Origin of the sequence: Dactylosporangium vinaceum, assembly GCF_019904175.1 — a bacterium.
GTDB classification, from domain to species: Bacteria; Actinomycetota; Actinomycetes; order Mycobacteriales; family Micromonosporaceae; genus Dactylosporangium; species Dactylosporangium vinaceum.
The window spans coordinates 5,049,366-5,062,593 of record NZ_CP061913.1 but is presented as its reverse complement, the minus strand read 5'-3'; the positions used below and the strand labels follow the sequence as shown (position 1 = coordinate 5,062,593).

11 protein-coding genes are annotated in these 13,228 nt (G+C 75.0%); 7 read left to right on the top strand and 4 right to left on the bottom strand.

Annotation, left to right across the window (positions count from 1 at the left end):
• Positions 1–74: 74 nt before the first annotated feature.
• Positions 75–2,891: an AfsR/SARP family transcriptional regulator gene (locus tag Dvina_RS22620; RefSeq protein ID WP_223104459.1), complete on the bottom strand. Its 2,817-nt coding sequence runs from the start codon at positions 2,889–2,891 to the stop codon at positions 75–77.
• Positions 2,892–2,959: 68 nt separating this feature from the next.
• Between Dvina_RS22620 and Dvina_RS22615 the strand changes: the two genes are divergently transcribed.
• Both Dvina_RS22615 and Dvina_RS22610 read left to right on the top strand, forming a co-directional pair.
• Positions 2,960–3,481, top strand: coding sequence for an RNA polymerase sigma factor (locus Dvina_RS22615; RefSeq protein WP_223104458.1), 522 nt, complete (start codon positions 2,960–2,962; stop codon positions 3,479–3,481).
• Entirely contained in the window at positions 3,478–3,912 is a 435-nt protein-coding gene (locus Dvina_RS22610) for a hypothetical protein (protein ID WP_223104457.1), read from the top strand. The genes Dvina_RS22615 and Dvina_RS22610 overlap by 4 nt, the downstream gene beginning before the upstream one ends.
• On the opposite strand, the gene Dvina_RS22605 is transcribed toward Dvina_RS22610, so the two are convergent.
• The gene (locus Dvina_RS22605) at positions 3,901–4,890 is read right to left on the bottom strand and encodes a methyltransferase (RefSeq protein ID WP_223104456.1); all 990 of its coding nucleotides are present in this window, start codon (positions 4,888–4,890) and stop codon (positions 3,901–3,903) included. The genes Dvina_RS22610 and Dvina_RS22605 overlap by 12 nt on opposite strands.
• Positions 4,887–5,942, bottom strand: a complete 1,056-nt coding sequence (locus tag Dvina_RS22600) for a CapA family protein (protein ID WP_223104455.1) — start codon at positions 5,940–5,942, stop codon at positions 4,887–4,889. Before Dvina_RS22600 ends, Dvina_RS22605 begins: the two co-directional genes overlap by 4 nt.
• A 102-nt stretch (positions 5,943–6,044) precedes the next feature.
• Here Dvina_RS22600 and Dvina_RS22595 point away from each other — a divergent pair, with 102 nt between their 5' ends.
• The 4 genes from Dvina_RS22595 to Dvina_RS22580 all read left to right on the top strand — a co-directional run bounded on the left by Dvina_RS22595 (position 6,045) and on the right by Dvina_RS22580 (position 10,810).
• Positions 6,045–6,461, top strand: coding sequence for a hypothetical protein (locus Dvina_RS22595; protein ID WP_223104454.1), 417 nt, complete (start codon positions 6,045–6,047; stop codon positions 6,459–6,461).
• Between the two features lie 194 nt (positions 6,462–6,655).
• Positions 6,656–8,233 carry a nuclease-related domain-containing DEAD/DEAH box helicase gene (locus Dvina_RS22590; RefSeq protein WP_223104453.1) on the top strand — a complete coding sequence of 526 codons (1,578 nt, stop codon included), beginning with the start codon at positions 6,656–6,658 and terminating at the stop codon, positions 8,231–8,233.
• Positions 8,230–10,608, top strand: coding sequence for an NACHT domain-containing protein (locus Dvina_RS22585; protein ID WP_223104452.1), 2,379 nt, complete (start codon positions 8,230–8,232; stop codon positions 10,606–10,608). Before Dvina_RS22590 ends, Dvina_RS22585 begins: the two co-directional genes overlap by 4 nt.
• A 55-nt stretch (positions 10,609–10,663) precedes the next feature.
• On the top strand, positions 10,664–10,810 hold the full coding sequence (locus Dvina_RS22580) for a hypothetical protein (RefSeq protein ID WP_223104451.1): 147 nt from the start codon (positions 10,664–10,666) through the stop codon (positions 10,808–10,810).
• A 33-nt stretch (positions 10,811–10,843) separates the two neighbouring features.
• Here Dvina_RS22580 and Dvina_RS22575 read toward each other — a convergent pair whose 3' ends face one another.
• Positions 10,844–12,466 carry an amidohydrolase gene (locus Dvina_RS22575; protein WP_246656376.1) on the bottom strand — a complete coding sequence of 541 codons (1,623 nt, stop codon included), beginning with the start codon at positions 12,464–12,466 and terminating at the stop codon, positions 10,844–10,846.
• 42 nt (positions 12,467–12,508) lie between these two features.
• Between Dvina_RS22575 and Dvina_RS22570 the strand changes: the two genes are divergently transcribed.
• Positions 12,509–13,174, top strand: a complete 666-nt coding sequence (locus Dvina_RS22570) for a response regulator (protein WP_223104449.1) — start codon at positions 12,509–12,511, stop codon at positions 13,172–13,174.
• Positions 13,175–13,228 lie beyond the last annotated feature (54 nt).

Here is a 13,228-nt window from a genome sequence, read left to right as displayed (position 1 = left end):
GAGACGGCCGAAGTCAGGCCACGGGAGCCGTCATCAGTGCGGCGGTGGCCGCCGGGGCGGCTCGTCCAGGTGGGTCAGCCGGTCCGGCCCAGGTCGTCGTCGGCGTCGGCGTGACGATCGCTGAGGCCGGTGAGGTGGGCTCGCACGGTGGCGGCCCGCTGGTGGCCCAGCTCCTCGAAGAGGGTGAGCGACCGCTCCCACGCCGCGCGGGCCGCCTGCGGGTCGCCGAGCGCCAGGCGGGCCGCGCCGAGGCTGTCCAGGCCCACGGCCTCGGCGTAGCGGTCGCCGGCCCGGCCGGCCATGCCGATGGCCCGCTCGTAGTGGGGTACCGCCGTCGCCAGGTCGCCGAGTTCGCGGTGGACCTCGCCCAGCGTGTGCAGGACGGGGCCCTCCTGGGCCGGGTCGTCGAACTCGCGGTAGATCGCCGCCGCCTCCTCGCAGGCGTCCCGGGCCCGCTCGAAGTCGCGCAGCTCGACCAGACACCAGGCCAGCGCGTTGAGCTCCTTGGCCACGCCCGGGACGTCGCCGATGCTGCGGCACAGCGCCAGCGACCGCTCGGCGTGCCCGGCCGCCTCGGCGGTGCGGCCCCGGCGATCGGCGAGCTGGCAGAGGTTGTGCTCGGTGCGCGACTCGCCGTGCCGGTCCCCGAGGGCGACGAAGCGCTCGCGGGCCTGCTCGAAGTACCACAGCGAATCGGCGTATTGCTCCTGCCACATGCGCAGCCGTCCGAGTCCGCGGTGCAGGTGGGCGATCGCCGGGCCGTCCCGGAGGCGCTCGGCGGCGCGCAGACCGGCGGTGTGGGCGGCCTGCCACTCGTCCCACCGGCCCTGCCGCTCCACGAGGTCGGTCAGCGCCCACGCGAGCATCCACGCGTGGCCGTCGAGGCCGGCCGCGGCGGCGGTGTCGATCGCGGCGAGCAGCGCGGGCAGCTCCGCGATGAGCCACGCCTGGGCGTCGGCGGGCTTGGCGACGTCGGCGGGCGTGACGGCGGGGGCGGGCGGCGGCGGGGTCACCGGCTGCCACGACGGGTTGATGGCGATCGCGGCGGCCAGGGCGGTGTGCAGGTAGTGGTCGAGGATGCGGCGCTCGGCACCGTCGGCGCCCTCGTGGGCGGCGAGCTCGCGGCAGTACCCCCGCAGCAGGTCGTGGTGCGTGAAGCGGCCGGGCTCGGGCTCCGTGAGCAGGCTGGCCCGGCACAGGTCGGCCAGGAGTTCGGCGGCCGTCCCGGGCGCGACCCCGGCCAGGCTCGCCCCGGCGGCGGTGTCGAGGGCGGGGCCCGGGTGCGCGCCGAGGAGCCGGAACATGCGGGCGGCCGGGGGTGGCAGCGCGCGGTACGACCACGAGAGCACCGCGCGCACGTCCGACACCGCGTCGCCGCCGTCGAGCACCTCCCATCGGCGGGCCGCGTCACGCAGCTCCCCGGCCAGCTCGGCCAGGCTCACCAGCGGGCGGGCCATCGCCTGTGCGGCCACGACGCCCATCGCGAGCGGCAGGTGCGCGCACCGGGCGACGAGGTCCTCGGCTGCAGCGGGCTCGGCGGCCAGCCGCGACTCGCCGAGCCGCCGCCGCAGCAGGTCGTGCGCCTCGTCCGCGGTCATGAGGTCGAGCCCGATGGAGCGCTGTTCCGAGGTGAGCACGAGCCGCTCGCGGCTGGTGACGAGCGCGAGCGCCGGACCGGGCCCGGGCAGCAGCGGCCGCACCTGGCCGGCGTCGCGGGCGTTGTCGAGCACCACGAGCAGGCGCCGACCGGCGGTGATCGATCGATACAGTTCGACGCGTTCGGCTTCGTTCGCGGGTACCGCACCCGCCGGCACCCCCAGCGCCTCCAGCAGCACCGCCAGCGCCGGACCGGCCCCGACCGCGGCCCCGCCCGGGTCGAACCCGCGCAGGTTCACGTAGAGCTGGCCGTCGGGGAACTCCGGTGCCGCCCGGTGCGCCCAGTGCAGGGTGAGCGCCGTCTTCCCGACCCCGGCCGTCCCCGAGATCACCGCGACGCGGCCGGGCCGGGCCCCGCCACCGGGGGCCACGCCGGCGGTGACGAGCTGGTCAAGGCTCTCCAGCTCGGCCGCCCGACCGGCGAAACCCCGCACCGTCACCGGCAGCTGGGCGGGCGCCCGCTTCGCGGCCGGCACCGGCGCGGGTGCCGTCGGCCCGGCCGGCGGCCGCGCGGGCGCCTGCCGCGCGGCCAGCAGCGCGGCCCGGCGGGAGCGCAGTTCGACCCGGGGGCGCAGGCCAAGCTCGCGATCGAGGGCGCCCTGGAGGCGGTCGTACACCGCGAGGGCATCCGCGGGCCGCCCCGCCGCCTCCAGGGCCGCCATGAGCTGGCCGTGGATGCGCTCGTCGAACGGATGCTCGGCCGCCAGCGCCTCCAGGTCGGGCACCAGGCGGTCGTGCTCGCCGAGCCGCAGCCGCGCGTCGACGAGGTCGAGGCGGATGTCCCGGCGCAGCTGGTCGAGGCGCTCGCCCTGGCCGCGCAGCCAGCTCAGCCCGGTCAGGTCGGCCAGCGCCGGGCCCCGCCACAGCTCCAGCGCGGCCCGGAAGTGCCCGGCCGCGACCTCGGGCCGGTCCGCGGCCCGCCCGGCCCGGACGTGCCTGTCGACGAGGGCCAGGTCGGTCTCGGCGTGCAGGAGGTACCCGGGCGGGCGGGCCTCGATCGCGAGCCGGTCACCGAGGACCGTGCGCAGCCCGGAGACGTGCTGCTGGACGGTGTTCGCCAGCACCACCGAGTCCTCGTCGTCCCAGACCAGCCCCACGAGCCGGTCGACGCCGACGACGGCGCCGCGGTGCAGGCCGAGCACGGCGAGCATCGCCTTGCGACGCCGGCCCGGCAGCGCCCGCACCTCGTCGCCCACGGTGACGTCGACCGGACCCAGCAGCCGTACCCGAACCACGGACCCGATCATAGGCTGCGTGAACCTGGCGGCCGTGCGCACCGACTGAGCCGGGTGAGGAGGTCGCCATGACCGATGCACTACTGGTGGTCCGCGCCCAGCTCGGCGAGCGCGACGCCCTGGCCGCGCTGGTGCGGGCCTGGCACGACCCGGTCTGGAGCTACGTGCGGCGCATGCTGCCCGCGGCCGCGGCCGATGACGTCGCGCAGGAGGTGTGGCTGGCCGTGCTCCGGGGCCTGCCGAGGCTGCGCGACCCGGAGCGGTTCACACCCTGGCTGTTCACCGTCGCGCGGCGGGCGGTGACCAATCGGCTGCGCGTGGAGTACGCCCGGCCGGAGGTGTTCGTCGAGGTCGACCTGGCGCGGCCGGACGGCAGCGCCGAGGTGCTCGACCGGGCGGAGGTGGCGGCCGGGCTCGCGGCGCTGCCGGCCCGCGAGCGCGAGATCCTGATCCTGTTCTACCTGCACGACCTGGCCCTGGAGACGTGCGCGGAGATCTGCGCCGTGCCGGTCGGCACCGTCAAGTCGCGGCTCAACCGGGCCCGGCGCCTGCTCCGCGAGGCCCTGCTGCAGAAGGGAAGCCACACGTGACCCCCGACGACATGCTCGACCGGCTCTCCGGCCGCCTGTCCCGCCCCCGGCGGCTGGCCGTCGTGGGCGTCCTGCTCGCGGGCGCCGCCATGACCCTGCTGATCTCGCTGCTGTGGGTCACCGAGCCGGAGCTGCCCGCGCGGACGCAGCTGGCCTTCGCGGGGCTTGTCGCCGTCGGGCTGGCCTGGGTGGGGTACGCCGCCTGGGTCCTCACCAGCCGCCTGCCCCTCTACGCCCTCGACCGGGTCGTGGCCGCCTGGCTGGGGCTGGGCGCGACGGTCGCGGTCGCCGTGCCGGTCGCGCTGATCGCGGCGGCCCCGCTGGCCCTGGCGGTCGTGGGTGCGCTGCTCGCCCTCGCGGTCACGAACCTGGTCCGGTCGCGGCGCCGCCGGGCCGCCCTGCTGCGCCGCAAGCGCGAACTAGGCGGCTGAGCGCAGCTCGAGCAGGGACCGGGAGCCCGCGGGGAGCAGGTCGCCGACGGTCAGACCGGCCGCGGCGGCCACCTGCCGGAGCCGGTCGAGGGTGCGCTCGCAGCCTTTGAAGTAGGTGAGCATGCGCAGGTCGCCCTCGGTGTTGTAGTCGTCGCCGATGTGGTCGGCCACGAGCACGACACCGCCGGGGCCGGCCGCGTCGGCGCAGCGGCGCAGGAGCCGGGTCGCATCGGCGTCCGACCAGTTGTGCAGGACCCCGGAGAGCACGTAGGCGCCCGCGCCGGCGGGGAGCACGCCCTCGTCGAAGAAGCTGCCGGTGCGCACGGCCGCGCGGTCGGCCAGCCCGGCCGCGGCGATCGCCGCCTCGGCCTTCGCCGCGGCGCCGGGCAGCTCGACGACGGTACCGCGCACACCCGGATGCGCGTCCAGGATCGCGAGCAGCAGGCTGCCGTCGCCCCCGCCGACGTCGACGACGTGCCCGGCCGCGCCCCACGGGTAGGCGGTGGCGACGGCCGGCAGGTCGCGGGTGAGGCGGCCGCCCATGAGGTTGTCGAACGACGCCTGGCGCGCGGCGTCGGCCGCGAGGTCCTCCCAGAACGGCCGCCCGAAGTGCCGCGGGAACGCCGCCTCCCCCGTGCGCACGGTGTGCAGCAGGCCGGTGAACGCCAGGTCGGAGCGGCCGATCGAGCCCTCGAGGTCGAGCCAGTCCCGGAACTGGTCGGGGTGGTCGCCGCGCAGCTGCTCGCCGAGCGGGCTCAGCGCGAACCCGTCCCCGGTGCGCGTCACGAGCCCGGCCGTGGCCAGGTGCTCGAGCAGCCGCCGGAGCGCGTCGGGGTCGGCCTGCACCGCCTCGGCCAGGGCTTCGGGTGTGCGCGTGCCGGCGGTGATGTGGTCGGCCAGCCGCAGCGTCGCCGCCACCCGGATCGCCATCGGCGTGACCAGGTCGGCCAGCGCCCAGAGACTCCGCTCGTCGCTCATGCCCCTGAGCTTAAGCCCGTGCACTTGCGCAGGCCCGCGAAGCGGTTCGTCAATGCCGTCGCGGCGGGGCCGGTCAGCGGCTTGGGCTGCCCGGTCGGCGAGACGACGGCGGGCACGAGCTCGGCCCGGGTCGCGGTGCGGCCGCGCACCTGCACGCGCAGGACCCCGGTATCGGCCGAGCCGACGTACCAGACGAAGTTGCCCAGGCCGTAGGCGACGTACGTCCGGCCGAGCCAGCCGTCGCCCTGGAGCACGTGGGCGTGGGCGCCGATGATCAGGTCGGCCCCGGCGTCGGCCAGGGACCTCGCGAAGGACTTCTGGTCCGCGTTGGGGCAGGACTCCGTCTCGGTACCCCAGTGGTTGAAGACGATCACCAGGTCGGCCCGCTCCCGCGCGGCCTTCACGGCGGCCACCGCCCGGTCCACGTCCCACGCCAGCGCGATGCCGGACGTCGCCGGGCCGGCCTTCCACTGCTCCGCGAGGGTGTGGATCTGACTGAACCCGAGCAGCGCCACGCGCACGCCGCGCACCGGCAGGATCATCGGCGCGTATGCCTCGTCGATGGTGCGCCCGCCGCCGAACGCCGGCATCCCGGCCGCGGCCGCCCCGTCGAGCGTGTCGGCGAACCCGACCCGGCCGTAGTCGAGCGCGTGGTTGTTGGCGATCGTGACGGCGTCGATGCCGGCCGCCTTGAGCGCCGTGTACGCCGACGGCGGCGCCCGGAAGTGGAACTCCTTCGGCTCCGGCGTCCCGCGTGTGGTCACGGCGCTCTCGAGGTTGACCACGGCCAGGTCGGCGGCGCGCAGCACGTCGGCCATCGGCCCGACAGCGCTGCCCGGATCGTCGAGCAGCTTGCGGGTGCGCTCGGTGAAGTGCACGTCGCCGGCGAACGCCAGCGTGAGGTCGGCGGGGGTCGCCGAGGGTGAGGGTGAAGGTGAGCGCGTCGGCCCGGCCGACGGGCCCGGTGACGGCGCTGTGCCCGCCGGTGCGGGCGACGGCGCGGACGAGCAGCCGGCCAGCAGCGCCACCAGCACGACCCATGCGGCCCTCACGCCGATCAGCCTAAGTGACGATGGCCGATCGAGGGACCCGGGACGGATGTACTGTGCGCGGTTCGGCCGGACGAGCGCGACACTTCGGGCACCATTCGCGGCATGGCGAGCGAGCAGTGGGAGTACGGCTTCGTGTACTTCGTCTCCACGCAGTCGGAGGAGCAGCGCAAGCTGCACAACCATCCGGACCGCAACCAGCGGGCCCTCGAATACAGCCTGGCCGCCGTGGTCGTCGACGGCAACAGTATCCGGTCGCAGGCCGTGCCCGGGAAGGTCGCCCTGCTCAACGCGCTCGGCGACGAGGGCTGGCAGGTCGAGAACGGCACGAGCCTGGGCGCGTCGCTGCCCAACTGGCTGCGCGAGGCCGTGCAGTCCGCGGTCGCCGACTCGCACCCGGGCGGCGCCGTCGAGCACTACATGCGCCGCCGCGTGCACCGCCGGCCGCCGCCCCGGGTCCTGGTGCGCCGCGGCCGCCGGCGGCAGGACGACCCGGCCGTCACGGCGGTGGCCGCCGGGTAGTGAGCGAAGCGCGCGGCTCCTCCCGGCGGCCCTGAGCCGCGACCCGGCCGGAATGCCATCGGGTGAACGGCGGCCGGGGCGGACGTCCAGGCCCCGGGCCGCGCTGCCGGGGCGGCGTATTGGCGCCGCTCGACCTATGCCCTCCGGCTCGGCCTCCGCCGCACCATTGACGCCACGGCGGAGGGAGACGCGCAGTGGCGAGGTTCTATCCCCCACGGCCCCGGACCGGTGCGACCCGGGGCGAGCGGCTGGTCCTCGACGGGCTGCGGGCGCTCTCCGACGCGTGGTGCGTGCTGCACAGCCTCGACTTCGCCGTCGCCGAGCGGGGCGGCCTGCGCTTCGGCGAGGCCGACTTCGTGCTGCTGCACCCCCGCTTCGGCCTGCTGGTCGTCGAGGTGAAGGACGGCGAATACGCGGTCGACGGGCGGCAGTGGGTCGCGCTGCGGGCCGACGGCGTCCAGCCGGTCCGCGACCCGTTCGAGCAGGCCGCCGCCAACCGGTTCCGGCTGATGGCCTGGCTCAAGGAGCAGGCCGGGGTGCGGTGGCTGCCGGCCGCGCACTGCGTGCTGTTCACCGACGGGCGCCCGTCCGGCCGGCTCGGGCCGAACGCGCCGGAGGAGCTGGTGCTCGACCGGGCGTCGCTGCACCGGGTCCGATCCGTGCTCGGCACGGTGTTCGAGCACTTCCGGCTGGCCGGGTGGGCGCACCCGGACGACTTCGGGCGGGTGCTCGCCGCGCTGAGCCCGGCGGCGACGGTGGAGCGGACCGTCGGCTACGACGTCGACCTCACCACCGGCGAGATCGAGGCGCTCACCCGGCGCCAGATCGAGTTCACCACCGAGCAGCTGGAGGTGCTGGAGGCCACGTCCAACCAGCGCCGCTCGCTGGTGCTCGGCGCAGCCGGGACCGGCAAGACCCTGCTGGCGCAGACCCGCAGCCGGGAGCTCGCCCGCGACGGCGGCGCCGTCGGGCTCATCGGGCAGCCGCGCCACCTGCGCCGGCAGCTGCGCGAGTCGCTGCAGGCCAGCGGTGTGTGCTGCGGCGACGCGGCCGACGTGCTCGCCGACGCCTTCGGTGCCGAGGCGTTCGCCGGCCGCCGCGACGACGAGCTGTGGATCACCGCCGTCGAGCTCGCCGAGGCCCACGGCCGCCCGTTCGACCACCTCATCGTCGACGAGGCGCAGAGCCAGAACCCGTACCTGCTCGGCGCGCTGGAGGACCTGGTCCGGCCGGGCGGGACGACGCTGCTGTTCGCCGACCCGTACCAGCGCGACGCGACAGGCATGTGGCGGCCCGAGGGCGACTACAACACGTTCTGGCTGACCCGCAACTGCCGCAACGCGCTGCCCATCGCCAAGCTCGTGGCCCGGATCTCGGGCGCGCCGAGCCCGCGCTCCGGCCCCGACGGGCGGCGGCCCCGGCTGAGCTCCTTCGAGCCGGGCGGGCACCACGAGGTGGTCCGCGTCGTGCGGGAGCTGCTCCAGGATCTGCGGCCGGCCCAGCTCGCCGTGCTGACCCGCAGCGCACACGGCCACGAGCCGCTGCGCCGGGCGCTGCTGCGCGCCGGTGTGCCCCGGGCCGTCCACGTGGGCTCCGTCGAGGAGTTTCGTGGCTGCGAGGCGCAGGTGGTGGTGTACGCCGCCGACGCGTCCGTCAGCACCGATCGAACGCTCGACTACATCGCCGCCAGCCGGGCCTGTGCCTACCTGCACATCGTCGGCGACGCCGGGCAGTGGGACGGCATCCGTTTCCTGATGGAGGAGCACACGTGACACTCTTCGAGGAGGCAACGAGCTACCTGGAGGCCGAGGGCTATTCGGTCGTCACCGCGGACCGGCGCTCCGGGCTGGTCAAGGCCGAGAAGGCCGGTATCGGCGGGATGAGCGACCTGATCACCGTCTGGTGCCCGGCCTACGACGACGCCGAGGAGCTGCGCCGCAACGAGGGCACCCTGCTGCACCGGTTCAAGGAGGACTCGCGCACCGACGGCCTGAAGTTCCTGCTGGTGGAGTCGACGCACGGCCTGTCGGCCGGGTTCCGCCCGCAGGCCCGGGCCGCGTACGACGTCGAGGTGCGGGTGCCGATCCAGTTCTTCGACTCCCCGTTCCGCTGGGACAACGCCGCCGGCAAGACGCAGGGCACCGCGGCCCTGGAGCTGCGCGACGCCGGCGTGGCCGCGGCCCGCCGGCGCACCCAGCAGCCCTACGAGCGGGTCAGCCACGGCCAGGAGGGCCCCGACCTGCTCGCCGAGCTGGAGCGGCGCTTCGCCGGCACCGGCGAGTGGCAGCGGCCGATCGTCCTGGTCACCGCGCCGGCCGGCTCGGGCAAGAGCATGCTGTTCAAGTCGCTGTTCGCCGGGCTGCACGCCAGGTTCATGGCCGGCAAGAAGCAGCAGCGGCGCGGCCGGCGCCCGCTGCCGCTGCTGCCCGAATACCTGTCCACGGCCAACGCGCCGGCCCTGCGCCCCATGGTCGACGCGTTCATGCAGACCGAGTACGCCCGGCCCACGAACCCGGCCGCGTTCGAGTGGATGCTGACCCGGGGCTACGCCAGCTGGCTGCTCGACGGCCTCGACGAGGTCATCTCGCGGGACCCGCGCTTCTTCGAGTACATCGACGACATCGTGCGCCGCGACGGCCACCCGCGGATCCTCATCTGCGTGCGCGACTCGCTGCTGGGCACCAGCCCGAGCCTGCGCGACTACCTCGCCGACGCCCACGACCAGATCGACGAGTACCGGCTGCTGCCGTGGCCGCGCAGCTCGATCGCCGACTTCGCCCGCATCCGGCTGCAGCAGCACGACCAGCGGCTGCTGTCGGTCGTCGACGAGCGGCCGAACCTGATGGCGCTGTGCGGCACGCCCTACTACGCCGAGCTCCTCGCCACCCACGTCGGCGACGACCCGCCCGGCGAGGTGCCCGACGACTACTCGGAGCTGGCCCTCATCGAGGCCGCCACCCGGTCCATCCTGCGCCGCGAATACGACGAGAAGGGCCTGCTCACCGACGAGATCGGGCTGGAGGACCTGCTGGAGCTGGTCACCGAGATCGCCGTGGAGGAGGTGAGCGACGGGCGCGACCGCGGTGTCGACGTCGCCTTCATCGACGAATGGTCCGACCTGTACCTCGCCGACCTCGACGACGAGGCCCGCGAGCGCATCGCCGGGCACATCCGCCAGCTGTCCCTGCTGCGCGGCGCGCTGGAGCACAACCGGGTCCGCTTCGCCCAGGACGTCATCTTCGAGTACTTCATCGGCCGGCGGGCCATCGCGCTGTTCCCGGTCAGCCCCGGGCCGTTCGAGCGGCTGCTCGGCTGGCGCCGGTTCCCGCCGGACTCGATAGCGCTGCGGCTGCTCAGCCACTGGATCACCCAGCACGGCGCCGGCGAGGAGCTGCTGCTGCGGCTCACCCAGGCGGCCGGCCACCCGATCGCGTTCCACAACATGCTGCAGGCCCTGATCGCCCTGCCCCGCTGCGACGCCCTACTGCGTAAAGCGCCGCTGGAGCGCCAGGACCTCTCCGGCCTTGTCTTCACCGGCATCGCGCTGCGCGACGTCTCGCTGCGCGGGGCGAACCTGGAGGCGACCCGGTTCGTCGACTGCGACCTCACCGGCTGCAACCTGGCCGACGCGATCCTGGCCGAGACCGTGTTCACCGGCACCAGCCACGCGACGCTGCCGCAGGCCGGCTTCGGCGACCTGGCGAGGTTCGTGTCGGTCCGGCTCGACCGGCGCAAGGTCGAGTCGGCCGACGCGTTCGTCCAGCACATCGTGGCCAAGGGCGGGCGGGCCCGCACCGACGACCCGTGCGCCGCGGCCCAGCAGCTGACCGGCGTGTTCCGCAAGTTCGTCAGGCCGACCGGCCAGGGCCGGCGCAACTGGCTGGACGCCAAGGCCGTGCTCACCGGCAAGCGGTACATCGACGACCCGGCGGCCCTGGTCACCGCGGCCGTGCAGGCCGGCTACCTCACCCCGGCCCGGGGCCGGGCCCGGTACGAGCGCACGACCGACGACCACCGCTACGCGGAGATGATCGCCTACGTGAAGGACCGGCGGGCGGCGCCCGGCATCACGGCGCTGCTGGACGCGGTCTGCCGGGAGTCCGGGTGCACGCACGCACCGGGCCGGCAACTTGCGGGCAACCCGTAGGGTCACCCGGCGGGCCGACACTGGAGGTCCCTCAACCGGAACGGAGAACAGCGACGTGGTGATGTCCATCGTGGCCGCAGCGGCGATCGTGCCATGCGTCTGGCTGCTCGGGTCCCTGGCCGGCGTGGCCGCGAAAGCCGCCGCCGGCGAGGCGCGGATCCACCTGACCGTGCGCCGGCTGACCCGGGAGTCGCTCGGCTGACGCGACCGGGCCGCGGCCCGGCGCCGGTGCCCGTCAGCGCTCGTGGACCAGTGTGCCGTCCACGAAGACCAGGTCGGCCTTGACCGTGTGCAGCTCGGCGCCGGGCGTGAACGGGTCGCGGTCCAGGACGACCAGGTCCGCGGCCCGGCCGGCCGTGAGCGCTCCCACCTCCCGGTCGAGGTGGGACACGTACGCCGAACCGGCCGTGTACGCGCACAGCGCCTGCTCCAGGGTCAGCGCCTGCTCCGGCAGCATCGGGGTCTGGGACGCGGGCCAGGCCGACTCGGCGGAGTCCGGGGGCTCCGTGCGGTGCACGGCCACGTGGATCGCGGGCCACGGGTCGGGGGTCGAGACCGGCCAGTCGCTGCCCGCGGCCAGGCGCCCGCCCGCGCGGTGGATGGCGCCGAACGGGTACTGGTGCGCGACCCGGTCCGGGCCGAAGAACGGCACGCACAGGGTGTCGTTCTGCTCGTGGTGGGTGGCCCACAGCGACTGGATGTTCGCTGTCACGTCGAGCGCCGCGAACCGGGGCACGTCGGCCGGGTTGACGACGTGCAGGTGGGCGATATGGTGGCGCTGCGTGTTGCCGCCGGCCTCCACGGCGTCCAGGCACTCGCGGACCGCCCGGTCGCCGATCGCGTGGAAGTGCACGGAGAAGCCGGCCGCGTCCAGGGCGGCCACATAGGACCGCAGGCGCTGCGGGTCCACATTGGACGTGCCGCAGAAGTCGTGGCCGACGTACGGCTCCAGCATCGACGCGGTGAAGTTCTCGGCGACGCCGTCCTGCATGATCTTCACGATCGGGGTGCGGAACCGGCCGCCGGCCGCCGCCCGGCGCTCGGCCATGAAGGCCAGCTGCTCCAGGCCCTGGGAACGGTCCCACCACAGCGCGCCGGCGACCCGGGCCCGCAGCCGGCCCGACGCGGCCGCGCGCCGGTAGGTGTCGTACTGGTCGCGGGAGCCGGCGTAGGAGCCGACGATGGCGTCCTGCCAGCCGGTGACGCCGAGCGAGAACAGGTAGCGCTGCGCCTCCAGCAGGGCCTGGTCGTAGTCGGTCTCGGTGTCCTCCGGCAGCAGGGGTGTCACGAGGTCCATTGCGGCCTCGTGCAGGACACCCGAGGGAGAGCCGTCGGGGTCGCGCTCGATGCGGCCGCTGCGCGGGTCCGGGGTCCGCGCGTCGATGCCGGCCGCGGCCAGGGCGGCCGTGCTGACCCAGGCCGAGTGGTGGTCGCGGTTGGGCAGGAACACCGGGCGGCCCGGCGCGACGGTGTCGAGGTCCGTGCGGTGCGGGAGGCCGCCGGGAAACGCCGACATCGACCAGCCGCCGCCGGTGATCCAGGTGCGGTCCGGGTGGGCCTCGGCGTAGGCGGCGACGGCGGCCCGGTAGGCGGCCCGGTCGTTCAGGTGCGACAGGTCGCAGCGGAGCCGTTCGAGGGCGCCCTGGACCGGGTGGACGTGGGCGTCGTGCAGGCCGGGGATCAGGGCCCGGCCGGCCAGGTCGACGAGCTCGTACGGTTTCGCCAGCGCGGCCTGCACGTCGGCCCGGTCACCCACAGCCACGATCCGGCCACCGTCGACCCCCAGCGCGGCCGGCCCGGAGCCGGACGACGGGCCGCCGGTCCAGATCGGGCCACCCGTGAACACCATCGCACCCATGGTCATGCAGCGTACTGACTGGAGCGTACTAAGGTCCGGAGCATGATTCGGGTGCTGCTCGCGGACGACCACCAGCTCGTCCGCACGGGGTTTCGGGTCATCCTCGAGACGGAGGACGACCTGACCGTGGTCGGCGAGGCCGCGGACGGGCGGCAGGCGGTCGACCTTGCCCGCGGTACCCCCGCCGATGTCCTGCTCATGGACGTCGAGATGCCGGGGCTCGACGGGCTCGCGGCGACCCGGGAGATCACCGCGGCCGGGCCGGCACCGGCGGTGCTGATGCTCACGACGTTCGACCGCGACGACTACCTGTTCGCCGCGCTCGAGGCCGGGGCCAGCGGGTTCCTGCTGAAGAACGGCACGCCGGAGGCCCTGATCGACGCGGTGCGCATCGTCGCGCGCGGCGACGCGCTGCTGGCGCCTGAGCTGACCCGGCGGGTGATCGCGGCGTTCGCGCGGCCCGGGCGGCGGCCGGCGGCGCACGGTGACGCGCGGCTGGCCGAGTTGACGCCGCGGGAGCGCGAGGTGCTCGTCGAGCTGGCCGGCGGGGCGACGAACGCCGAGATCGCGGGCCGGCTGCACCTGGGCGAGGCGACGGTGAAGACGCACGTCAGCCGGGTGCTGACGAAGCTCGAACTGCGCGATCGGACGGCGGCCGTGGTGTTCGCCTACGAACACGGGGTGGTCGTGCCGGGTCCGCAGCGCTGACCCGGCATCGACGGGGTCCGTCGCGCGACGGACCCGGGGGTAGATCGCCAGCCG

What these genes read in the sequence shown, in the direction of transcription:
- Dvina_RS22615 (WP_223104458.1), top strand. Translation starts at nt 2,960, where the DNA reads ATGACCGATGCACTACTGGTGGTCCGCGCCCAGCTCGGCGAGCGCGAC.
- Dvina_RS22605 (WP_223104456.1), bottom strand. Translation starts at nt 4,890, where the DNA reads ATGAGCGACGAGCGGAGTCTCTGGGCGCTGGCCGACCTGGTCACGCCG.
- Dvina_RS22595 (WP_223104454.1), top strand. Translation starts at nt 6,045, where the DNA reads ATGGCGAGCGAGCAGTGGGAGTACGGCTTCGTGTACTTCGTCTCCACG.
- Dvina_RS22575 (WP_246656376.1), bottom strand. Translation starts at nt 12,466, where the DNA reads ATGGGTGCGATGGTGTTCACGGGTGGCCCGATCTGGACCGGCGGCCCG.
- Dvina_RS22570 (WP_223104449.1), top strand. Translation starts at nt 12,509, where the DNA reads ATGATTCGGGTGCTGCTCGCGGACGACCACCAGCTCGTCCGCACGGGG.